Below are 23,175 nucleotides of genomic sequence, written 5' to 3' on the forward strand. Positions count from 1 at the left end.
AATCTGCCTTTAAGAAATGACAGATTCACTTTTCTTTGAATATTTAGCATAAGCCAAAGCAATTAATAAGATGGCTAAGCCACCTAAACTTAATACAAAGCCAACCCAGATCGGTGCTAACCACCCCATATTATGACTCAACACCCAACCGCCCAAGAATGCACCAAGTGCATTTGCCAAGTTAAATGCTGAATGGTTTAGCGAAGCGGCTAAGGTCTGCGCATCACCTGCGATATCCATTAAATGAGTCTGCAATGCACCACCTAATCCTATGACGGTAAAGCCAATCAAAAATAGTGCTGTAATTGCGGTATAAAGATTAGACATCATAAAACTTGCTGCTACAAACGCGAGTGCAGAACTCACTAAAATTCCAATCATGGTTTTAAATAGGCTTTTATCTGCTAACCATCCAGCGATTAAGCCACCAATCACCATACCGACTCCCCAAATAGCTAAAGCTACAGGAACGATACGGATATCAGCATGTGTATATTCAGTCAAAATTGGTGAAACATAACTATATACAGAGAACATCCCACCAAATCCAATCGCACCCACGGCAAGAGTGAGCCACATATTGATATTTTTTAAACCTGCCAATTCAGCTTTGATACTGGCAGTTTTTTGTAATGGAATATTGGGCACAAATAGACTGACACCTATCAGTGTGATGAATGCAATCGCGGCAGAAAATTCAAAACCTGATTTCCATCCAAATTGTTGACCCAACCATGTAGCAATTGGTACGCCGATCACATTGGCAATCGTTAGACCCATCATGACTTGTGCAATCGCGGTTGCGCGACGTTGTTTTCCAGCCAATTCAGCCGCTACTAATGCTGCTACACCAAAGTATGCACCATGTGGAAAACCTGCAATAAAGCGAGAAATCAGCATAGTTTCAGAGGTGGTTGCAAAAGCTGTTACCGCATTTGCCAACCCATAAAAAAGCATCAGACTCAACAAAAGTGTCTTACGGGGTACTTTTGCTCCCAATATTGCAATAATAGGGGCGCCAACCATCACGCCAAGTGCATAAGCACTAATGAAATAGCCTGCATGCGGAACACTGACATTTAAATCAGTGGCAATTTCCTGAATCAGCCCCATTACCACAAATTCTGTCGTACCAATACAGAAACTACCAACAGCAAGGGAGAAAATAACAAGGAATAGAGAATAATTGTGTGAGGGCGAGTTTGGTGAGGACATATAACTTGTAGTCTAAAAGTGCCATCGTATTATATTCAACTTGCTTTCAAAAAGGTGAAATGGAACACAATTTTATCTTAATCAATTTTTAAATATAGCTTATTAGAAAATAATTTGAATGATAATTATTTTCATTTATGTATAATGCAAAGCAGACGTTTAAATGAAGATATTCAAAGGGTGGAAATAAAATGAAAAAATTATTAATCAGTTCATTACTGCTTGTTTCAGGTTTTAGCTTTGCTCATGAACCCTATGTCGCACCGCTCGCATATACCACTGGACAAACCCAAGTCGCTATTATTTCAGGTTATGCAGAAGAAGCTTTGCAAAGTGAATATGCACTAAAAGATGCGAAATTTGAAGTGACTAGCCCAAATAATGCCAAAACCACAGTTGCAGCAGAGTCTAAATTGGGTTCGGCAACCGTATTTGATTTAAAATTGCCTGAAGCTGGAACTTATAGCATTAAAACCAGCGCTAGTTATCCATTGAAATATGTACAAGATCAAAAAGAATGGAAAATGTTCTTTGATATGCCAGCAGACAAAGCACCTGCCAAAGCTGAACGTGATTTTGTTATTCCTTCTGACTTAAAATCGAAAAAAATTACGCCTGTTGAAATTACTCGTGAATGGACATTATTGACTTACGTGTCTAAAGACAAGAACACACCTGTTCAAGCAAGTACAGCTCCGATTCAAGTTGACTTTTTAACACATCCTAGTGAGCTAAAATCCAATCAAACCGTCAAAATTAAGGCATCTAAATCGAATCAAGCATTGGCTCATGCTAATGTGATCATTCGTGCTAAAGGTGCAACTGACAAGCAAGGTATTAGTTTAAAAACAGCCGCGGATGGTAGTGCTGACTTGATATTTGCAAAAGCAGGTGAGTATCTGATTGAAGTTAGTGAGGCGGTTGACGCGAAGCAAAAGCCAAGCAATCAGTTCTATAGTATTATCAGCGTTGCTGTAAATTAAGAAACGAAAAGGCTAATTCAAATGAGTTAGCCTTGTATTTAGACAAATTCTTAAAAATTACTAATTCGCCTAATTTGACTCATCATCCATTGCATTGCTATAAAACTTCACACCTAATTGGATACGGTCACGACCATTACTCATACGCCAGCGATTGCTATCTCTGAGTGAATAGACACAGCCACAGTATTCTTGTTGATAGAACTCTTCTCGCTTACTGATTTCAAGCATACGTACCGCACCACCATATTTGCGCCAGTTATAATCCCAATATTGAATATTTGGATAATGCTCCGCTGCACGTAAACCACAGTCATTGATTTGCTGCATATTTTTCCAGCGTGAAATGCCGAGCGAACTACTGATTAGGCTAAAGCCATTTTCAAAGGCATACAGCGCTGTGCGTTCAAAGCGCATGTCAAAACACATGGTGCAGCGAATACCTTTCTCAGGCTCATTTTCCATGCCTTTGGCACGGGCAAACCAGTTGTCAGTGTCGTAGTCACAGTCGATAAATGGAATATTATGCTTCTCGGCAAATCGAATATTTTCCTCTTTACGAATCAAATATTCTTTCACAGGATGAATGTTTGGGTTATAAAAAAAGATCGAAAACTCAATGCCTGACTCTATTAAAGTTTCCATGACTTCACCTGAACATGGCGCACAACATGAATGCAGCAACAGTTTTTTATGCCCTTCAGGTAGCGTGAGCATTTGGCGTTCAAGTGTCTTTTGACTTTGTTGTGTCATATCAGCAATGTTTGAAAAGTGAATCATCTATTGTAAAAGTTTTAAATACTTGGAGGGTTTCAATTTAATGAAATGTTCTCAGCTCTAACTGAATTTTTTTTAATAAGCAGTACAATTTTAACAGTCTGACAATTAACTGAGCATTAAACGACTAAGGCGTTATATATTTTTAAAGCATGAATGTTAATGCAATAATCAAATATTATTCTTGGTGAGACAAACTCATTAATTTAATGATAAGATGAAATAAATTCAATTTTGGTTTGGCTTGTGTTAGAACTTCGTCATTTAAAAACACTTCATGCTTTAAGAGAGCACGGCTCATTAGTCGCTGCTGCCTCAGATTTATGTCTTACGCCATCAGCTATTTCACATCAGTTAAAAGAATTAGATCACTGGTATGGCGTTGAAGTAGTGAATCGTCGTAGCCGTCCAGTTAGCTTCTCGAATGTGGGGGAGCGTCTACTCAAATTGGCAGATGATATATTGCCACAAGTGCAAATTGCCCAATCAGATATTACTCGTATTGTACATGGTCAAACTGGACGAATAATTTTCTCATCAGAATGCCATAGTTGTTTTGATTGGTTAATGCCTCTACTTAATCAATATCGTCAACAATATCCAGATGTCGACTTAGACTTTGCAGCAGGTTTCGAGTCTAATCCGCATGAGTTATTACAAAATGCAGAATTTGACTTATTGATCACAGCAGATCCAATTGCATTAAAAGATATTGAATACTTCCCAATTTTTGAATATGAATCTCGTTTAGTGCTGTCAAATACGCATCCACTGGTACGCTCAGAACACGTTACAGTGCAAGACTTAGCGGAAGAAACCTTAATTACGTATCCTGTTGATAAACATCGACTAGATATCATGGCGCATTTATTTATTCCTGAAAATATTCAACCAAAGCATATTCGAACTACAGATTTGACTCAGATGTTAATTCAGTTGGTTGCGAGTGGTCGCGGTATTGCAGCATTGCCAGATTGGGTGGTGAATGAATATGAGCAAAAAGGTTGGGTCGTCAGTCGTCGATTGGATTGTGTCTCAGAAAAAGGTTTAAGACGTACTTTGTACGCTGGTTATCGAACTGAAGACAAACAAAAAAATTACTTTGAAGGTTTTCTCAAACAATTAGAGAAGTTTTCACAAAAGAGAGCGATGTATTACGATCGATAAATAAAATTGCATATTTAATTAGCGACGGCGGAAATAAGAATGTTTCGCCGTAGCCCTTAGATCAATCTAAATCTCAAAAACTTTTGAGTTAGGACTTTCCAATCAGCAAAGATAATATTCCAGCAGCGATGAGTGGACCTACAGGAACACCCCGTAAAAGCGCAACGCCTGCAACCGTTCCAATTAATAATCCAGCTACAACATCAGGTTGGTGTGTCATAAGTTTTACACCACGACCACCTAACCATGCCACTAAGAGACCAACAGCGATCGCTAGTAAAGATTTAACACTAATAAATGATTTTAAAATGCTTTCACCACTAAGTTTTCCACTTGCGATCGGAGCAAGAACACCTATAGTTAAAATAATAATGCCGATATTGAGACCATGTTGTTGTATATAAGGGAAAAATTCAGCGAGAGGTGTGAGTTTAATAACGATCAAAACGCCAATTGCTATAATAATTGCAGTGTTTTGACTAAAAACGCCGAAGCCTAATAAAATTAGCAGAACCAGTAAATTGACATCAAGTTGCGATAACATATTAGAAAAATCAGACATAAGAAAGTTGAATTGTACAGTAAATGACAGTGTGATTTTGTTCAAATTTGAATATTAACTTAGTTCAATCTTATAAAAAATTTACTTAATCTTTTAAACTTCAATGATGTAATTCTTTATTGCAAATTTGATCAAATTGTAAAGCAAGATCAGCAAGGGTAGTGGACTTTAATTTTGACAATAAAATCAATTGTGCTTGATTCATAGCATCATCCAAGGCTGCATTGACCACTCGTTCAACTGCACAGTTTGGATTGTCTCTTTCATTTCCGATTGCAAATATTGTGGGTTCACCTACAGCATTGTAAATATCAAATAAAGTAATGCTCTCTAAATTACTAATCAGTAACCAACCACCTTTAGGTCCTTTCTCGGATTGAATAAAACCGGCTTTTTTTAAACCAGCCATAGTACGCCTGACCACCACAGGATTTGTAGATAACATCAGAGCAATTTCATCAGAAGTAAAAATTTTATTGTTTCTCGACATATGAAGCAGAACATGAAGCATCCGAGAAAGTTTACTATCAGTACGCATAACAGAATCAGCATAAATAAAATATTAATGTAACATTAAAAGTTGCAAATTAAAATGAAAAGCATTAGTGTAACTTTAAAAGTTACTTAATGGTGTTGGTATGATTTATGATGTGGCAATTATTGGTGGTAGCTATGCGGGATTGGCGGCTGGATTACCATTAGCCCGAGCTAGAAAAAATATAGTTGTGATTGATGCGGGGCAAAGAAGAAATCGATTTGCGAAGTTCTCACATGGATTTTTAACTCAAGATGGTACTGACGCTACAGAAATTGCGAGAGTGGGTAAGCAGCAATTATTGCAATATGAAACTGTAGCTTGGCAAGATGGATCGGTAAAACGGATTGAAAAAAGAGATGATCAATTTCATATTTGTATTGATGCTACGCATGCGGTAATTGCCAAGAAAATCATAATCGCAACGGGCGTGACTGATCAATTACCTAATATTAAAGGCTTAGTTGAGAGGTGGGGCGAAACTATTTTTCATTGCCCGTATTGTCATGGTTATGAGTTGAATCAAGGCAGCATTGGACTAATTGCGAGTTCAGAGCATTCAGTACATATGGGGATGATGTTACCAGACTGGGGAAGTGTTACATTTTTTTTAAACAATCAGTCAATTGAAACTGATGTGCGAGAGCAATTAATAGCAAGGGGAGTTAGCATTGAAGATAGACCGATTAAGGAAATTATCGAGCAATCAACCCTTGTTTTAGAAGATGACAGCAAAATGAAGATGGATGGCATATTTGTAACCAGTAAATGTCTGATTTCGCAAGATTGGATCTATAAATTAGGCTGTGAAATTGAACAAAATATTATGGGTGAAATGATTAAAACCAATGCATTAAAAGAAACTTCTGAAATGGGTATTTTTGCCTGTGGGGATGTCGCCCGTTTAGGTGGGTCAGTTTCGCTCGCTGTTGGTGATGGTACGATGGCAGGCGTAGCGGCTCATAGATCACTTATATTTTAAGTTTAAAAAACCTTCTCTATACAAAAATAGAGAAGGTTCTTTTCTAAATTTAAGCCAATTTACGAAATGCTTCATACTGATAACTAACAATTTGCTCATCCCAAAATTGTTGCCATAAGTCACAATATTCTAGACAGATTTGACGAATCGAGCTGTAGTCAGATTCTACACAAGCTTGAGCCAAAACAAACCATAAGTCATCTTCATGATCATCATCAGCTGCTTCCGCAGTTTCATCATGAGAAACGCCATGCACAAAGTAATAACCGCTATCAACATCAAAGCCAACGGCACTTGTTGCTTGACGTAAAGCAGGGCTAAATAAAATAACTTCTTCTTCAGCCACAGCCAACAGAGCAGCTACTGCATGATAACAATCAAATGAGTCTTCTAAATAGTTACGAACTTGTTGAGCAATAATTGAAGGTTGATAGTTATTTCGCTCTGCTTGAGTTAGATCAAACTCATTTAGAACATCTTCAAAAAGCGGATAATGCGCGTATTGAGGATTACCTGAATAGTATCCATCTTTGTCTAGGGCTGGACGGAAACCAAATTCGTCAAGAATGTTTAGATTAAGTAAAAAGCGTGGAAACATTTTTGAACCCGATAACAATCGTGGTTCAAGTTGCTTAGTTTGGAATTGAGCCATTAATAAAGCATCAGTGAATACTTGAACAATGGCATGGCGATATTCTAAATGAATGTGTTTCAGTGTTTCTTTATCTATTAAACCATCATTTAGCAGTTGGATAGCAGGATGCTTTGAAACAGGATGATTGGAAATTTCTGCTCTTAAATCACTCAGAAATTTAACATTCTTGTTCCATTGTTCTTCAGAAATACTATTTTTCATTCCGTCTATAGCTTTCTGTCTTGGGTTATCAAAATCTTCAAATTGTTTTGGCATAGTTTTGTACTCAATGAATTAATATTATTGCTTTTCCAATTATATAGTTTAGATTTACTTTGGTTGCTTTTGAATATAACTATTAGTTCAACCAAATATCTTTTTATTGGATAATTTAAATATAAAATGATTTTTTTGTGAAATCAATTTATTAAGCAATCTAAAAAATATAAATATAGTTCGTTAATTAACCTAAATTTTAGCAAAAGGTGATATACTTCACTATATATTTTAATTTTTTTAAAATAGAAAAATTTTTTTACAAATGATCTTGTTTGTTATTCAATTTTTGCTTAATTTATAAGGTGAGACAATAAAGAAAAATTTCATATTTTCTAGAATGTTCTTAAAAGAATATAAATTAACATAGTTGCCAGAAATCACCAGCTTAACTATGTCTAAATAATGCATTAAGTTTTTTGATAGAATTCTAAAAGGATAATAAAATGTCAAAAAAAGAAGATATTATTGCAACGGCTCTGAATCTCTTTAACCGCTATAACTACAGCTCAGTTGGGGTGGATCGTATCATAAGTGAATCAGGCGTCGCCAAGATGACCTTCTATAAGTACTTTCCATCGAAAGAAAACTTGATAGAAGAGTGTTTGTCACGTCGGAATAAAAGTATCCAAGAGGCTATTGAAAGTGAAATCAGTTTAAAAGATGAAGATGACTACTTAGGGAAAATCAAAGCAGTTTATTTTTGGCATTTAGCATGGTTTAACTCAGATGACTTTCATGGATGTATGTTTCAAAAAGCATCACTTGAAATATTGCAACAGTATCCATCTATTATTGGTCCTATTGTTGCTTATCGAGAGTGGTTAATGACATTGCTCGAAGATTTATTTGAAAAAGCGAAAGTTTATCAACCTCATGTATTAACATCTATGTATATAAATATATTGGATGGAATGACGGCTTATGCCAAAGTGAATAAAGATCATGCTCAGATAGAGGAATGTTGGTATTATATTGAAAAACTCATTAATCTAGATGCTGCATAATATATTAAGTATTTCTTAATAAACTATCTTATGGTGATTAATATAAATATATTCTTAATTATTATTTATTTAAAATTAAAAAACCGAGGTAATCACCTCGGTTTTTTAATACCGTTAAAAATTATTTTTCAACAAACGCTCGTTCGATTACATAATCACCCATAACGCCCATGCGTGGAGATTCGACTAAACCATGTTGATCAAGTAAAGCAGCAACATCTTTTAGAAAAGCAGGGCTACCACAAAGCATTGCGCGGTCTGTTTCGCGATTGAAACGTGGTAAACCTATTTTCTCAAATAATTCGCCAGTTTCAATTGCTGTCGTAACACGACCTTGAGTGTGGAATGGTTCACGAGTAACAGTTGGGTAGTAAACTAATTTATCTTTGATACCTAACTCTTCGAAAAACTCATGATTTGGTAATTCATTTAAAATCAAATCTTGATAAGCAAGCTCTGATACATAACGTGTACCATGTACCATGATCACTTTTTCAAATTTTTCATAAGTCTCTGGATCACGAAGAAGTGAAAGGAATGGTGCAAGACCCGTACCAGAAGACAAAAGGTACAAGTTTTTACCTGGTAATAAATCATCATGTACTAAAGTGCCTGTAGGCTTTTTAGAAATAAGAATTTCGTCGCCCACTTGTACTTTTTGTAAAATAGAAGTTAATGGACCGTCTTGTACTTTAATCGAGAAGAATTCTAGTTCTTCTTCATAATTTGCACTCGCGATCGAATAAGCGCGCATTAAAGGCTTACCATTCACTTCAAGACCGATCATCACAAACTGACCATTTTTAAAACGTAGGCTTGTATCGCGTGTCGTTTTAAAACTGAAAAGTGTGTCATTCCAGTGGTGAACATGAGTAATGCGTTCAACGTTAAAAGCAGCCATTAAAGGTCTCGATCACAGTTAAAAGAAACAGGTTGCTATTCTAATCTAAAATCATTCTCGATAAACTGAATATATTTAATTGTGTTTATAAGAAAAAGTGATGAACGATTCTGTAGTGATGCCGATAATCGGTTACATGAACTCTCCTTATCGAGAGAAATTTGGTATTCCAAGACAACCTAACTTGGTTGAGATTGAGTCATATATTGAAATGAGCGAGCCTTACAATGATGTTTTGGCGTTTGATGGAATTGAAGAGTTTAGCCATTTATGGTTGTTATGGCAGTTTCATGAAAATAAAAATTCAGATAACTCTTTGAATCAAATGTCTAAATTTCGTTCACAAGTGCGACCGCCAAGACTTGGAGGCAACCAGAAAATAGGTGTTTTCGCTACACGAAGCATGTATCGTCCAGCTCCAATTGGTTTATCGGTAGTACGATTTAAAAGAGTAGAAAAAATTGGCAAATCTATACGGCTTTATGTTTCAGGTAGTGATCTATTAAATGGAACACCAATTTTAGACATCAAACCATATATCCAATACTCGGACGCGATTCAGGATTCAATCAGCGGGTATGCCCAAGATGAGCCATCGAGAAAAGTTGTGGTTTGGACGCAAAATGCTCAACTACAACAAAGCCAATTATTGAAGCAATCTATTTTGAATAAAAAAGTACTTGATGAACTAGAACAAGTGTTATCTTTAGATCCTCGACCTGCGTATCAAAATGATGCAGAGCGAGTCTATGGAATGTGTTTTGCTGAAGTGAATATTCGTTTTACTGTGGACGATCAGAATGTCACGGTTATAAATGTAGAGCAAACAAACTTAAAAATATAAATGATTCATAAATTTGGGGAATAAACGGTTATGCAAGCGCAGGCGAAATTTGCAAACTTTTCATTTACGATCGATGTAACGTGGTGTTTAGAGCAACTACAAAAAGATGGGCGAATTACAGAAAGAGATAAGCTTCTTATTCAAACCACTCATCGTCAAAAGGATCAGTTGAAATGGCATCCGTTGCAATGGATTGCGAGCTTTAACTTAAAAGATCAGTTAAATGTACCAAATACTTTAACCTTGAATCGTTTGTGTCTATGGTTAGCAGAAAAAGCAGAAATTCCGCTGTTTGTGATTGATCCACTCAAAGCAGATGTTGCAGCACTAACAAGTGTGATGTCGCAAGAGTTTGCTGTTAGAAATCATATTTTAGCTGTTGAAGTCCAAGCGGATAGGATTTTAATTGGAACAGATCAGCCCTTTACAACAGAATGGTTGAACAATTTAGAGCGAAGTTTAGCGCCTCGTAAAATCGAAAAAGTTTTATTGAGCCCTGAACAATTACAACGCTATATTGTTGAGTATTACCAAGTTAGTCGAGCAGTCAACTCATCACAAAGTACGACATCATTTGATCGAGATAACAAAGGTGTAGAAGCGCTATTACAACTCGGTGATACACAAAATCCCGATGCCAACGATCAACATATTGTGAAATTAGTAGATTGGGTATTGCAGTTTGCCTTTGAACAAGGTGCAAGTGATATTCATCTAGAGCCACGCAAAGATAAAGGTAAGGTGCGTTTTCGTATAGATGGCGTTTTGCACACGATTTATAATATGCCAGCCAATACACTTACTGCTGTTATTTCTCGTATTAAGATTCTTGGTCGTATGAATGTCGCTGAAAAACGCAAACCTCAAGATGGTCGCTTAAAAACCCGTACCCCAAAAGGACAAGAAACCGAACTGCGATTATCAACACTACCAACCGCCTTTGGTGAAAAGTTGGTTATGCGTATTTTTGATCCCGAAGTATTGGTACGTAGTTTTCAACAGTTGGGATTTGAAGGGCATTTACTACACAGTTGGCAGCAGCTGACGCAGCACAGCCACGGTATTATTTTGGTCACAGGGCCAACAGGTTCGGGGAAAACCACAACCTTATATTCTTCATTAAAACAATTGGCTACCGAACAAGTCAATGTCTGTACGATTGAAGATCCAATTGAAATGTTGGAACCAAGTTTTAATCAGATGCAGGTCAATCCGAATATTGAACTTGGTTTTGCTGATGGTGTACGTGCTTTAATGCGCCAAGATCCAGACATTATTATGGTCGGTGAGGTTCGAGATCATGATACTGCAAATATGGCGATTCAAGCGGCTTTAACAGGTCACTTGGTCTTATCAACCTTACATACTAACGATGCTCCCTCAAGTCTTACACGCTTACATGATTTAGGTATTCAACCATTTTTGACAGCAGCCACTATTTTAGGCATTTTGGCGCAACGATTAGTGCGTAAACTTTGTCCTCATTGTAAACAACAAACACAGATGAATGAGCAACAATGGGAGCATCTGACCTTTGATTATATGATGGATATGCCAGAGACTATGTATAAGGCAGTTGGATGTGAAGTTTGTCGTCAAACTGGTTACAAAGGTCGTGTCGGAATTTATGAGTTCATGCCTGTTAGTTTAGAGTTAAAGTCGATTATCAGTGCCAATGGCACATTGAATGACTTAAAAGCACAGGCAAAAAAAGAAGGTGTTGAACCTTTGCGTATTGCGGGTGCGCGTAAAGTGATTGAAGGTATGACCACATTAGAGGAAGTATTGCGAGTGGTGCCTTTGAATTAAACAGAAAATTTTAATCTTCAGATTCGCCTCATTTTCATTTGTTTTAATGACTACATCGAAATGATGAACAATGATGAGGGTATAAAGATGAACCTATTTTCTAAAGTTGCAGTTGTTGCTGGTTTAGTTGGTGTTACAACGTTTGCAGTTGCAAATACAGGTGCAGTTAACCAACAAGCTTTAGCACCAACACAGACAACAACTGTCAAACAGGCGTTAACGTTAAAAGATGATACACCTGTGCAATTGAAAGGCTATGTCGTTAAATCCACAGGTGATGAAAAGTACCAATTCAGTGATCAAACTGGCAGTATTACTGTCGATATTGACGATGATTTATGGCAAGGGAAACCAATTTCAGCTAAAACACCTGTGACCATTATTGGCGAAATAGACATTGACTACAAACCAGCGAAACGTGTTGAAGTTGATGTGGATCAAGTTCAATTCTAATCACAGATTGTCAATAGAAAACCACATGATATTCATGTGGTTTTTTGTTTATGCTTTAATTCAATATTGAAAATAAAATGAGAGCGTTTATTGATGCGAATTTTATTGGCTGAAGACGATGCTTCTCAAGCAGAAAGCATTAAAGACTGGCTGGAAATGGATGGTTACAGCGTCGATTGGGTTGAGCGAGGTGATTACGTGATTGCTGCAATCGAACAACATCAATATGACTGTATATTATTAGATAGAGGTTTACCTCAGGCATTGGGAGACGACATTCTAAAAACGATACGTCGCCAAAATATGAAAACACCTGTCATTTTTATCACAGCAAAAGATCATGTTCATGATCGTGTTGAAGGATTAGATTTAGGTGCAAATGACTATTTGGTTAAACCTTTTAATTTAGAGGAGTTGTCCGCTCGTGTCCGTTCCCAGTTGAGACACCATCACTCAGAAGTTGGTCAGTATCTTAATTTTTTAGATTTACAACTTGATCCTCAAGCGAAAACACTTGTGAAAGCAGGTAAACCCATCAACCTTACTGCCAAAGAGTTTCAGATTTTGTATAAGCTCATGCAAAAAACGAATCATATTTTGACACGTGAGCAGCTTGAAGAATCACTTTATGCATGGGGAGATGAAATTGAAAGTAATGCAATTGAAGTTTTTATTTATCAAATTCGTAAAAAAATTGGCGGACATTACATCAAAACCATACGGGGTTTAGGCTATCGAATGCATCAGGAAGAGTAGAATGAAAGTTGTCTCTTTACAAAGCAAACTGATCAAAACATCTGTAGCAAGTTCAGTCATCGCTGGAACTTTGGCATTACTTTTATTTATTATTATTTCTATCTATCAAACCATGCAAATTCAAGATGAAATCATGGATGAGATTTCTGACATGTTACTGATCGCAGATTTAACAACCGCATCAGGTCAGCAAATAGATGAATTGAGTGAGCAGTTTGATATTCAATATCGATTAAGTAATCCGCAATACACTTTGACTCAATCTGAAGATTTTAAACTAGATCAAACCTACTATCGATTAAGCACTGGAGACGAAAATTACGGCTTTATTTGGCAAGATCATCAGCTATGGCGAAGTTATACAGCTACAGATAAGCAGTCAAATATGCAAGTGCTATTGATACAACCTTTAGGAGAGCGTTTTAAAGAGTTACTTCATAATTTCTTATGGTATTCATTCATTTTAATCATGGTTTGGTTCATCCAATGGTTGATTTTACATTTTTTGATTAAGCATCAATTTCGTGTCATTCATCAATTATCAACTGAAATATCTGAAAAAAATGTAGATGATCTTAGCCCCATTCAAGCAAGAGAAATTGAACTAAAAGAATTACAACCGATGCTCAAACAATTAAATCATTTATTGGAGCGTTTGGATCAATCTTTACAAGCCGAACAACGATTTACTGCTGATGCATCACATGAGTTGAGATCGCCATTATCTGCTATACAACTGCGATTACAGTTATTACAACGCAAATATCCTGAACGTGCTCATGACTTTGTACAAATGCAGCAAGATGTAAGTCGCGGTATTCAAACATTAGAGAACTTATTATTATTGGCGCGTTTAGATCCAGAGAAGCCAGAAAATCTGCCTAAATCATCTTTTGATATACAAGAAACGATTGATGAAGTAATCCAAGCTCTAACTTTTTTTGTAAATGAGAAGTCGATTAAGTTTATTCAAAAAAGTAGAGTTGAAAATTGCATGATCGTAGCGAATCAACAACTCATTTTTACCTGTATAAGAAATATCTTAGATAATGCGATTCGTTATACACCCATTGGCGGAAATGTTTATTTAACTGTAGAACAGCAACTTGAGTTTCTAGAACTTACATTCGAGAATGAAGGGCAAGGTATTAGTTCAGAGGTTTTGGAGCGATTAGGAGAGCGTTTTTATAGAGCTTTGGGTACTAAAACGCAAGGTTCAGGTCTCGGTTTATCAATCTGTAAAAAAATTATAGATTTGCATCACGGCAAAATTTTATTTATGCATTCTGAGAATGGTAGTTTAAAAGTTGTTATTCGATTGATGCGTTAAGTTATATGTTTTTATTAAGACATAAAAAATAAAAAGCAGTATGCGCTGACATACTGCTATTTCCACGTTTATTATTGTTCCGTTTTTATTATTTTACTTAGTTAGAATTAAGCGATTGTTACGTGTTAAACGTAAGCGATATTCTTCTCCTGCGTGCATGATTCGAATTTCACGACCTAATGCAAATAAGTTATTTGAATGTAGCATCGGTAAAGAGTGAGCGGTATCAGTACTACGAGTAAATAGGCTAAATGGTGCGTTCATTTGTTATGCTCCGTGGTGTGTTTTTTAATGTTTTAAATGATAATCATTATCGAATAGGCCTGTCAACGGAAATTTAAAAAAATTACAAAATCATTCATTAATTATGTTTTTTAACATGTGAATTGATGGTCGTTTTACTTAAAATTAATATGAAAATATGAGAGATTTTAAACTGTTATGTCTAAAGCTACAGTTGATGTTGCAATCGCAATTTTATTACATAAATCCAAAGTTCTTGTCGGTTGGAGGCAAGTAGATCAGCATCAAGGAAATAAGCATGAATTTCCTGGTGGGAAAGTTGAAGCAGGGGAAACACCTGAACAAGCCTGTCGTAGAGAGGTTTATGAAGAGGTTGGTATTGGTTTAAAAGAATGGCATTCCTTTGATCTAATATGCCACGAATACGATGATGTGATTGTTAATCTACATCTATATCATGCTTATGTGCCTGATGAATTATTAGAGCTTATTCACCAACCGTGGACATGGTATAGCCGTGGTCAATTGGCGAGTTTAAATTTTCCAAAAGCAAATAAAGCAATATTAGATCGTTTGATATGGTCACATTTGATTAAAATTAGTGATCAAATGAGTGATTTACCTGAGAGTAATGCAGAATTTTATTGGCGTGTAGAATCTGATGAAATCAATGCTATTGAACAGCAATTACTTGGTTTGACGTCTGAGCAATTGAATAAATTAATTTTAAACTTCGATATTTGGAACAAGCTTAATTCAGAATTAAAAACAAAAATTAAATCTATTCATCTGAAGCAATCGCAGTTAATGCAATTGAAAAAAGGTGACTTGGTCACAGGTAAAAGATTTATCGCTGCTTGTCATGACGCTGTTTCTTTACAGCATGCCCATCATGTTGGATGTGATGCTGTATTTCTAAGTCCTGTATATGCAACTCAAACGCATATTGATGCAAAAGTATTAGGGTGGGATGGTTTTATAGAATTAGCAAGGAAAAGTGATATTCCTGTGTTTGCTTTAGGTGGTGTTAACCCATCAGATTTAGAACAAGCCCAAAAACATGATGCTTATGGGCTTGCGGGCATTCGAGGGTTTAGCTCTATTGTATGAATTAAAGCGCTTGAATGGCTTTTTTAGCTTCTTGCGCTTTCATTGGATGGTTGCGTGCTTCGCTTGCTCTAAGAACAATGTACCAAAGTTGTTTTTTCATAACATTGCTTTGTGCATAACTCAAACCACGACGTGCTAATGCTTCAGCATTGGCATATTGTTTGCGCTGATTGGCAATCATTGCTAAATATAAATAAGTTTCTGAAGCTTGAGGTGCAATACGTTGTGCTTGTAGTGCATAACGTTCAGCTTCGGCAAGTTGCTGTTGTTTATAAGCAACTTGAGTTTTTTGCATCAAAGTTCTAAATGCAGGTAGTTGGCTACCATCATTAAATTTTTGCTGCACTTTTTGTTGGGGTACAACAACCTGCACATTTTGACGTTTAATTTCTTTCTGATTATATGGTGTGATCTTTACGCCAGTTGAAGGTGGAGTCACCTTCTTTTTCTGTGTATTGGTCGTTGGGGTTTGATTTGAGGGCGAAGTCGATGTTTTTTGAGGTGTAGTGGTACAACCTGCAACGACCAACATGCCCATAATAACCGTTAATTGCTTAATCATGTCCAATCATCCTTTTAAATTAGTTATCACCGTTATAACTACCGCTTGAAATAACGCGGGTTGAGGTGTGATTGGATAAATCTGTATCCATTTGATTTTCACTTTCTCGAATATAATTACCTATGCCATCATTAGATTCATCAGCGTTCGATTCATCAGTTTGTGGCATATAGGTAGGTTCAACTTCATAATGCGATTGTCCACAAGCCGTAGCACGGCGAGGAACTGTTTGGCGAAGCAAAGGAATATACATTGCACCATCACAGCCTTGAGCAGATAAATCGCCACTTGCACTATCAATCCATTGCCATTGAACATTATCAGTTTGACGTAGGTTTACAGGTTCCTGACGAAGTTGTTTCATGACATTCGTCCATACAGGCAATGCACCTGATGACCCTGTTAAGCCAGTCACTTTATTATCATCAAGACCTAGCCACACTACAGCAACATGATTACCTGAATATCCTGCAAACCATGAGTCACGAGTGTCATTAGTTGTACCTGACTTACCTGCTAAGTTTAAAGACTCAGGTAAGCTCGCATAGGCAGAACGTCCAGTACCTGAGCGCATGACTTGCTGTAAACCGTAATTCAAAATATAAGCCGCAGCAGGATCAATGGTTTGTTGAACATTTAAACCATAGCGATCTAACAAATGTCCTTTAGCATCGACAACAGTACGAATCGAACGAGGAGGGTATTTAAAACCGCCAGTTGCAAAGTTGCCATAAATACTGAGCACTTCCATTGGTGACATATTTACAGCACCAAGATAGATAGATGGATACGCAGGAATATCCGAACTCACGCCAAATTGTTTTAATTTATTGCTAAATGCAGACAATCCAAATTCATTTGCTAGGCGGACAGTGGAAAGGTTATAAGAATTTGCTAAAGCTTGTTGCATAGGCACAACACCATGTTCACCACCACTGTAGTTTTTCGGTGTCCAGCTCTTATCTCCATCAATTGGAATGTTTACCGCACTGTCTTCTATAGGTGTTGCCCAAGTATAACGACCTGACTCAATTGCATTTAAATAAATAATTGGTTTCAGCAAAGATCCAACTTGACGTTTTGCATCTAAAGCACGGTTAAAACCAGTAAAATCTTGTGTTGATCCAACAGCGGCGATCAGTTCACCATTATCAGGATGCGCAACAAGAACGGCACCTTGCAAGTTCTTTAAGCGAGCTGGGTTCGCTTTGGCTAAACGCTCAACAGTAGTCTTAAAGGCATTTTGAACTTGGGTTTGAGCAATAGGATCTAGCGTAGTGAAAATTCTTAAACCTTGATTGGTAATATCGCTTTCTTGATATTCAGTACGTAATTGACGGCGGACGATATCGAGGAAATCAGGAAATTTGGCAGGCCCTAAAGCTGGTTTACTAACCACATTTAAAGGACGCGCAATTTCATCTTCATATTCAGCTTCGGTTAAATAACCCATTACCTTCATGTTATTCAAAACGACATCACGACGTTTCTTTGCAGATTCTGGATTACGCCAAGGGTTATATAGTGAAGGGCCTTGTACTAAACCGACTAAATATGCCTGTTGAGAAATATTGAGTTCGCGTAATGGCAAACCAAAATAAAACTGCGAAGCTAAACCATAGCCATTAATCGAATAGTTGCCGTTTTGTCCTAAGTTAACTTCATTTAAATACGCTTCAAGAATCTCATCTTTGCTGTAATGTAGTTCAATTAGCACCGCCATTAACGCTTCATTAACTTTACGTTTAAGCGTTTTCTCTGGTGAAAGGTAAAAGTTTTTGACCAACTGCTGAGTTAAGGTAGAACCACCTTGGCGTTTACCACCAGTTGCATTACTCACTAGTGCACGAGCTGTACCGCGAATGGAAATACCATGATGATGATAGAAGTTTCTGTCTTCTGTAGAAATTAAAGCTTCTATTAGAGGTTTTGGTACTTTATTTAATTTTATAAGTACACGGTCTTCATTATGCTGAGGATAAATACCGCCAATTAATAAAGGTTCTAAACGTGCAATACCAGTGCTAGAAGGTTTTGTAGAGCGAATTTCACTGACTTGACCATCTGTAAAAGCAAGCTCAATAACTTGTTCAGGTTCGCTACTATCACCATAATCAAAACCACGTGTATGAACATACATTTGGTTGCCTTGCACGACATAACTACCAGATTTGTCATAGTTAGCTGTATTTTTATAACCTAGTAATTTTAACTCTTGAGTAAAATTATCTTGGGTAATAGGTGCATTTGCGTAGATTTCTAATGGGCGAGCGAAAACCTTGGCTGGGATATCCCAACGCTGTCCTTCAAACTTGTCACGAATAATCGTATCTAAACGAATCAGATAGATGCTAAATGCAACAAATACACCAATCACTAAAATTGAAAAAATGAGTGCTAGGAAACCAATACCACGTTCAAACTTCATAGATTTGCGTTAAAACCAAAACAATGGTGGTAATGATGCGATAGCTTATTGTCATTTTGCAATCATAAAACTGTGAATAAATAGCAACATGGGATAAAAAGTTTAAGAATGTGTTGACATTAATCGTATAAAAAAACAACGAATAGACATTTTTATACTTTTTAATCAATCATCAACGCAATCTGAGTTGTTAATGATATGATAGCCAGTAATCGCAACGGAGCTGAATTATTCGTGCAAATTTCACATAAATCCTTTCGAAATATTGGTCTAATTGGGCGACCAGATAAGTATTCTGTAGTAGAAACGTTATGTTTAATTCATGATCATTTAATCACTTTGGGCTTAAATCCCGTATTTGATCAAGAAACAGCTAAATTGGTCCCTTATAGTCATGGACAAACAGTCAGTCGCAATTTACTTGGGGAAGTTGTTGATTTAGTGATTGTTGTAGGTGGTGATGGTTCACTCCTCCATGCGGCTCGTGCTCTGGTGAGACATAACACACCTGTACTGGGTATCAACCGAGGTCGACTCGGTTTTTTAACTGACATAAAGCCTGCCGAAGCGATTTTTAAACTAGATCAAGTTCTACAAGGTCAGTTTCAACTCGATCGCCGTTTTCTATTGGAAATGGAAGTTCGTACAAATAATGAAACGATCTATGATGCTATTGCTTTAAATGATGTGGTTTTACATTCTGGTAAATCCGTTCACATGATTGATTTTGAGCTGAGTATTGATGGACAATATGTTTATCGTCAGCACAGTGATGGTTTAATTGTTTCAACACCAACTGGTTCAACTGCTTATGCATTGTCTGGTGGTGGTCCTATTTTGCATCCAAGCATGGATGCAATTGCTTTAGTTCCAATGCATCCTCATACACTTTCTTCAAGACCGATTGTTGTTGGTGGTCATAGTGAAGTTAAGATTACGATTAGAGAAAATCGTGTGCTACCAATGGTCAGTGCAGATGGGCAACACAGTGTTGCATTAAATGTGGGTGATACCGTGCATATTCGGAAGCATCCATTTAAACTAAGCTTATTACATCCACCTGGTTATGATTTTTATATGGCTTGCCGTACTAAACTAGGCTGGAATCAAGATTTTGAATCTTTTCAACAGGATGACTCATGAATATTGAACAAATGCTCGCTATTTTAAATCCTGAGATTGTTGAGCGCCTGAAAACTGCTGTTGAAATTGGTAAATGGCCAAATGGTATTGCATTGACCAAAGAGCAACGTGAAACTTGTATGCAGGCTGTGTATGCGTGGGAAATGGAAAATTTACCGAAAGAACAGCGTAGCGGTTATATCGATCGTGGTACGAAAGAAGAAGGTGAAGAGTGTGATGACGATCATCACAAAAATGAGCCTGAATTTAAGCCGATTCGGTTTGTATAAATTTAAAGCCCAGTAATGACTGGGCCATTTTATGATTAAAATAAAATGTTGGGAAACATCTCATCAAATAACTATTCATAGTAAAAACAATTTTACAATGCTGTATGCGCTACTATTTGATACGAGTATTCCAAAGCTCTTTCGCTTTAATCATTGCTTCATCATAACTATTCACAGTACCCATGGTATACAAAGCGATTCCCATGGTTTCAATTACTGCCATTTCGCCATATTCGTGAGATTGTTCACCCAACCAAACAGCTTTGAATACAGCAAGGTCGAGTTCTTCTTCAATCGGGCTGCGGTCAGGTGTTAATTTGGGCAATTCATATTCGTACAATTCGCCATTTTTAATTCCACAAATTAAAGTCTTTGCATCAGGATTACGTTCAAATTCACCACCTTCACCTTTAATCACGGCACTGTTTTGATAGCCTAAACGGAAGGCTGTTTGCTGGTGTGAAGTACGATAAGCAGGGTGGAAAATCGCTTGCAATGTCGCTTTAGCATTAAATGGATTAATTAAACGCGCTAATGTATGAATCGGAGAGCGTAGCCCCATTACATTTCGTAGTGAAATCAAATCACTTAGAATTGGTGAGATTGCTTCAAGTGGCAGATAAGCAAAGTTGTGTTGTTGAAGTTGTTCACGAACATCTTGTTCGTTGTGGCAGATAGAATAGCCTAAGTATTGTAAAACTTGTTCTGTGTAGACGCGGTTAATCGTGTGACCAGAAGCACCATGCATCACAATCTTGTAACCATGATGCGCTAAAGTCAGAGCAGCCAATAAAAACCATGGATAATGTTTACGTTTACCTGCATAAGACGACCAATCTAAGTCTATTTTAAGTGGTTCAAAATTCAGTTGATCACGGGTTGCTTGTACAAAACCTGCAAGTTCATCTACAGACTCTTCTTTAACGCGTAGTAGCATCAAAAAAGCACCAAGTTGTACGTCTAGTACTTCATTTTTTAATATCATGCTAAAAGCTTGATAAGCTTCTTCATAACTTAGCGATCGAGAACCTGTTTTACCTTTACCTAAAATACGAACATATTGCGCAAATGGATGTTCAGCAGTTTGGTAGATATTTCGTTTAGTATTCATCGTGGTTTATAAATCATCGCTAAGAATAGAATTAATATGACATAAAAGGAGCTGATTGCACGTAAAAAATAACTAGAGCTGTCTATAGATTAAACAATTGTTTATGCTCATGGTTGAATTAAAAGTAAAATATTGACCGAATCAGTCTAGTGAAATGATGTAAACGGAACATGACATTATGTCTAAAAATCATTAGCATGGCTTCGGAACAATTTTTAAGAAAAATGAAAGCGAAAGGAAATAAAGATGTTAGCTTATGATGCAGATTTGGAACTCTTCCGTGATAACTTTAAACGTTTTATGAGTGAGCAGGTCGCACCGCATTATGACCAATGGGAACGTGAAGGAATCATGCCACGCTCAGTTTGGACAGCGCTAGGTGAAAATGGCTTCCTGTGTGTGGATGTGCCTGAAGAGTATGGTGGCTATGGTGTTCCTACTCATTATTCATTAATGTTAGTCGAAGAATCAGCGCGTGCAGGGTATGGAGCTTTATCAACTGCAATTTCTTGTCATTCTGAAATTGCTGCACCTTATATTCAGCATATTGGTACAGAACAACAAAAACAGCATTGGTTACCAAAAATGGTATCTGGTGAAGCTGTAGGTGCTATTGGTATGACCGAACCAGGCGCAGGTTCTGATTTACAAGCGATGCGTACTAGTGCAATTCTTCAAGATGATCATTATGTATTAAATGGCTCTAAAACCTTTATTTCAAATGGTCAACATGCAGATGTTGTGGTTCTAGCCGTGAAAACTGATCCTCAAGCTCGGGCTAAAGGCGTTTCCTTAATGCTGGTGGATACACATTTGGACGGCTTTAAAAAGGGAACTAATCTCGACAAAATTGGTTTACATTCACAGGATACTTCTGAATTGTTCTTTGATAATGTCAAAGTGCCGAAAGATCAATTGTTAGGTAGCGCGGGTCAAGGTTTTGCTTATTTAATGCAAGAATTACCTCGTGAACGCACAGCAATTGCATCTACTGCTTTAGGCGCAATTCGCGGTGCGATTGATATTGCAACTCAATATGTAAAAGAGCGCCAAGCTTTTGGTCAAGCGATTGGGAATTTCCAAAACACGCGTTTTGTATTGGCTCAAGCAAAGATTGATGAGTTGGCAACAGCAGCTTTCTATAACCAAAATGTTGCCTTATATAATGAAGGTAAATTGGATGTGGAAACAGCAGCGGCATTGAAGAGCTTCAGTACCGATATGCAAATGAAAGTGGCAGATAACTTGCTTCAATTATTTGGTGGTTACGGTTATATGACTGAATATCCGATTTCACGTTTCTTTGTTGATGCACGTATTCAACGTATTTACGGTGGTACAAATGAGATCATGAAAGAAATTGTGGCTCGTGGATTGATTGGGAAAGCTTAAAAAGAATTTTCAGCTTACTTTCGAGTAAGCTGAAATCTACCCAATAAAATTTATTTATTGGGGTTGTAAATAACAGGATAGCTTTGTTGTTTCGGCAGTTTCTGTAATGCTTGATTTATTTTTATTAAAAATTCATCTGCTTGATCCTGATTCGGCCAATGTTCATTATATTGGCTTCTTTTTTGAATATTTACGCCACAACCACGAATTTCCATATTTTCAGGATTAAAAGACCAATCATTTGGATCTTTTAAAGTGATATCTAGATCACTTGCGCAACTTTGCCATAGTTTAATAAATTCATTTTGACTTATCGGTGTAAATTTTTCTGCTGGGTAAACTGAAAAGCCTCTCATTTCTGAATTAAAAAATTTAATAAACATATAAGAGGGCATATCGCCCCAAAGTATTGCTGTATCAGGCGCTAATTGAATACCTGTAATGTCTTTTTCTTTTAGAGCTTTCATTTGTTGTTCTTTTTGAAAAGCATTTTGAGACTTGTATTTTATTTTACTTTGAGGTGGAAGCGTAATGCCACGGACCTGGGTGGTTGTTTGGGTAATGTAATAGGGAGAGGTATCACGGTTACAACCTGTTGGATTGTAGCAACCAATACAGCCAGTCAAAATGATGCTGCTTAAACCAAGCGTTGTAATCGATAAGATTGTATTCATTTTAAGTTACTA

24 protein-coding genes are annotated in these 23,175 nt (G+C 36.9%); 13 read left to right on the forward strand and 11 right to left on the reverse strand.

Going from position 1 to position 23,175, the window contains the following annotated elements:
- Positions 1–9: 9 nt before the first annotated feature.
- Positions 10–1,215 (reverse strand): MFS transporter, encoded by a 1,206-nt coding sequence (locus F933_RS03955; protein ID WP_005058703.1) that lies wholly within the window; start codon positions 1,213–1,215, stop codon positions 10–12.
- A gap of 191 nt (positions 1,216–1,406) precedes the next feature.
- Here F933_RS03955 and F933_RS03960 point away from each other — a divergent pair, with 191 nt between their 5' ends.
- Positions 1,407–2,198 (forward strand): DUF4198 domain-containing protein, encoded by a 792-nt coding sequence (locus tag F933_RS03960; protein WP_005058705.1) that lies wholly within the window; start codon positions 1,407–1,409, stop codon positions 2,196–2,198.
- A 69-nt stretch (positions 2,199–2,267) separates the two neighbouring features.
- On the opposite strand, the gene F933_RS03965 is transcribed toward F933_RS03960, so the two are convergent.
- Positions 2,268–2,951 carry an epoxyqueuosine reductase QueH gene (locus F933_RS03965; RefSeq protein ID WP_034710470.1) on the reverse strand — a complete coding sequence of 228 codons (684 nt, stop codon included), beginning with the start codon at positions 2,949–2,951 and terminating at the stop codon, positions 2,268–2,270.
- Positions 2,952–3,221: 270 nt separating this feature from the next.
- Here F933_RS03965 and F933_RS03970 point away from each other — a divergent pair, with 270 nt between their 5' ends.
- Positions 3,222–4,142: a LysR family transcriptional regulator gene (locus F933_RS03970; protein WP_005053678.1), complete on the forward strand. Its 921-nt coding sequence runs from the start codon at positions 3,222–3,224 to the stop codon at positions 4,140–4,142.
- A gap of 88 nt (positions 4,143–4,230) precedes the next feature.
- On the opposite strand, the gene F933_RS03975 is transcribed toward F933_RS03970, so the two are convergent.
- Entirely contained in the window at positions 4,231–4,686 is a 456-nt protein-coding gene (locus F933_RS03975) for a DUF441 domain-containing protein (RefSeq protein ID WP_034710472.1), read from the reverse strand.
- Between the two features lie 118 nt (positions 4,687–4,804).
- On the reverse strand, positions 4,805–5,242 hold the full coding sequence (locus tag F933_RS03980) for an Rrf2 family transcriptional regulator (RefSeq protein ID WP_005058712.1): 438 nt from the start codon (positions 5,240–5,242) through the stop codon (positions 4,805–4,807).
- A 100-nt stretch (positions 5,243–5,342) separates the two neighbouring features.
- Here F933_RS03980 and F933_RS03985 point away from each other — a divergent pair, with 100 nt between their 5' ends.
- A complete protein-coding gene (locus tag F933_RS03985) occupies positions 5,343–6,221 on the forward strand; it encodes an NAD(P)/FAD-dependent oxidoreductase (RefSeq protein WP_005058714.1) in 879 nt (292 codons plus the stop codon).
- Positions 6,222–6,270: 49 nt separating this feature from the next.
- Here the strand turns inward: F933_RS03985 and F933_RS03990 are convergent, their stop codons facing one another.
- Positions 6,271–7,131 carry a hypothetical protein gene (locus tag F933_RS03990; RefSeq protein ID WP_005058716.1) on the reverse strand — a complete coding sequence of 287 codons (861 nt, stop codon included), beginning with the start codon at positions 7,129–7,131 and terminating at the stop codon, positions 6,271–6,273.
- A 446-nt stretch (positions 7,132–7,577) separates the two neighbouring features.
- Here F933_RS03990 and F933_RS03995 point away from each other — a divergent pair, with 446 nt between their 5' ends.
- Positions 7,578–8,138 (forward strand): TetR/AcrR family transcriptional regulator, encoded by a 561-nt coding sequence (locus F933_RS03995; protein ID WP_005058717.1) that lies wholly within the window; start codon positions 7,578–7,580, stop codon positions 8,136–8,138.
- A gap of 121 nt (positions 8,139–8,259) precedes the next feature.
- Here F933_RS03995 and F933_RS04000 read toward each other — a convergent pair whose 3' ends face one another.
- Entirely contained in the window at positions 8,260–9,039 is a 780-nt protein-coding gene (locus F933_RS04000; protein WP_005053688.1) for a ferredoxin--NADP reductase, read from the reverse strand.
- Between the two features lie 118 nt (positions 9,040–9,157).
- Between F933_RS04000 and tsaA the strand changes: the two genes are divergently transcribed.
- The 5 genes from tsaA (at position 9,158) to F933_RS04025 (ending at position 14,231) form a co-directional block, all read left to right on the forward strand.
- Positions 9,158–9,883: a tRNA (N6-threonylcarbamoyladenosine(37)-N6)-methyltransferase TrmO gene (tsaA, locus tag F933_RS04005; protein WP_171065934.1), complete on the forward strand. Its 726-nt coding sequence runs from the start codon at positions 9,158–9,160 to the stop codon at positions 9,881–9,883.
- A 30-nt stretch (positions 9,884–9,913) separates the two neighbouring features.
- Entirely contained in the window at positions 9,914–11,692 is a 1,779-nt protein-coding gene (tfpB, locus tag F933_RS04010; RefSeq protein WP_005053692.1) for a type IV pilus assembly ATPase TfpB, read from the forward strand.
- 87 nt (positions 11,693–11,779) lie between these two features.
- The gene (locus tag F933_RS04015) at positions 11,780–12,145 is read left to right on the forward strand and encodes a NirD/YgiW/YdeI family stress tolerance protein (RefSeq protein ID WP_005058721.1); all 366 of its coding nucleotides are present in this window, start codon (positions 11,780–11,782) and stop codon (positions 12,143–12,145) included.
- Positions 12,146–12,238: 93 nt separating this feature from the next.
- Complete coding sequence (locus tag F933_RS04020; RefSeq protein WP_005058723.1) at positions 12,239–12,901, forward strand: response regulator transcription factor; 663 nt, start codon at positions 12,239–12,241, stop codon at positions 12,899–12,901.
- A gap of 1 nt (position 12,902) precedes the next feature.
- The gene (locus F933_RS04025; protein WP_005058725.1) at positions 12,903–14,231 is read left to right on the forward strand and encodes a sensor histidine kinase; all 1,329 of its coding nucleotides are present in this window, start codon (positions 12,903–12,905) and stop codon (positions 14,229–14,231) included.
- Positions 14,232–14,324: 93 nt separating this feature from the next.
- Here F933_RS04025 and hemP read toward each other — a convergent pair whose 3' ends face one another.
- The gene (gene hemP / locus F933_RS04030; protein WP_005058727.1) at positions 14,325–14,495 is read right to left on the reverse strand and encodes a hemin uptake protein HemP; all 171 of its coding nucleotides are present in this window, start codon (positions 14,493–14,495) and stop codon (positions 14,325–14,327) included.
- A 177-nt stretch (positions 14,496–14,672) separates the two neighbouring features.
- On the opposite strand from hemP, the gene F933_RS04035 reads away from it, so the two are divergent.
- The gene (locus F933_RS04035) at positions 14,673–15,584 is read left to right on the forward strand and encodes a thiamine phosphate synthase (RefSeq protein ID WP_005058729.1); all 912 of its coding nucleotides are present in this window, start codon (positions 14,673–14,675) and stop codon (positions 15,582–15,584) included.
- A gap of 1 nt (position 15,585) precedes the next feature.
- Here F933_RS04035 and F933_RS04040 read toward each other — a convergent pair whose 3' ends face one another.
- Positions 15,586–16,146 carry a tetratricopeptide repeat protein gene (locus tag F933_RS04040; RefSeq protein WP_005058730.1) on the reverse strand — a complete coding sequence of 187 codons (561 nt, stop codon included), beginning with the start codon at positions 16,144–16,146 and terminating at the stop codon, positions 15,586–15,588.
- Between the two features lie 19 nt (positions 16,147–16,165).
- Complete coding sequence (gene mrcB, locus F933_RS04045; protein WP_005058732.1) at positions 16,166–18,574, reverse strand: penicillin-binding protein 1B; 2,409 nt, start codon at positions 18,572–18,574, stop codon at positions 16,166–16,168.
- Between the two features lie 234 nt (positions 18,575–18,808).
- Between mrcB and F933_RS04050 the strand changes: the two genes are divergently transcribed.
- Entirely contained in the window at positions 18,809–19,717 is a 909-nt protein-coding gene (locus F933_RS04050; protein WP_034710474.1) for an NAD(+) kinase, read from the forward strand.
- Positions 19,714–19,986 carry a YeaC family protein gene (locus tag F933_RS04055; RefSeq protein WP_005058735.1) on the forward strand — a complete coding sequence of 91 codons (273 nt, stop codon included), beginning with the start codon at positions 19,714–19,716 and terminating at the stop codon, positions 19,984–19,986. The genes F933_RS04050 and F933_RS04055 overlap by 4 nt, the downstream gene beginning before the upstream one ends.
- A gap of 112 nt (positions 19,987–20,098) precedes the next feature.
- Here the strand turns inward: F933_RS04055 and F933_RS04060 are convergent, their stop codons facing one another.
- On the reverse strand, positions 20,099–21,097 hold the full coding sequence (locus F933_RS04060; protein WP_005058737.1) for a glycosyl transferase family protein: 999 nt from the start codon (positions 21,095–21,097) through the stop codon (positions 20,099–20,101).
- 246 nt (positions 21,098–21,343) lie between these two features.
- Between F933_RS04060 and F933_RS04065 the strand changes: the two genes are divergently transcribed.
- Positions 21,344–22,489, forward strand: a complete 1,146-nt coding sequence (locus F933_RS04065) for an acyl-CoA dehydrogenase family protein (RefSeq protein WP_005053713.1) — start codon at positions 21,344–21,346, stop codon at positions 22,487–22,489.
- A gap of 50 nt (positions 22,490–22,539) precedes the next feature.
- Here F933_RS04065 and F933_RS04070 read toward each other — a convergent pair whose 3' ends face one another.
- The gene (locus tag F933_RS04070; protein ID WP_005058740.1) at positions 22,540–23,163 is read right to left on the reverse strand and encodes a hypothetical protein; all 624 of its coding nucleotides are present in this window, start codon (positions 23,161–23,163) and stop codon (positions 22,540–22,542) included.
- Between the last annotated feature and the right edge of the window lie 12 nt (positions 23,164–23,175).

This window comes from Acinetobacter beijerinckii CIP 110307 (assembly GCF_000369005.1).
In the GTDB taxonomy this organism is placed as follows: domain Bacteria; phylum Pseudomonadota; class Gammaproteobacteria; order Pseudomonadales; family Moraxellaceae; genus Acinetobacter; species Acinetobacter beijerinckii.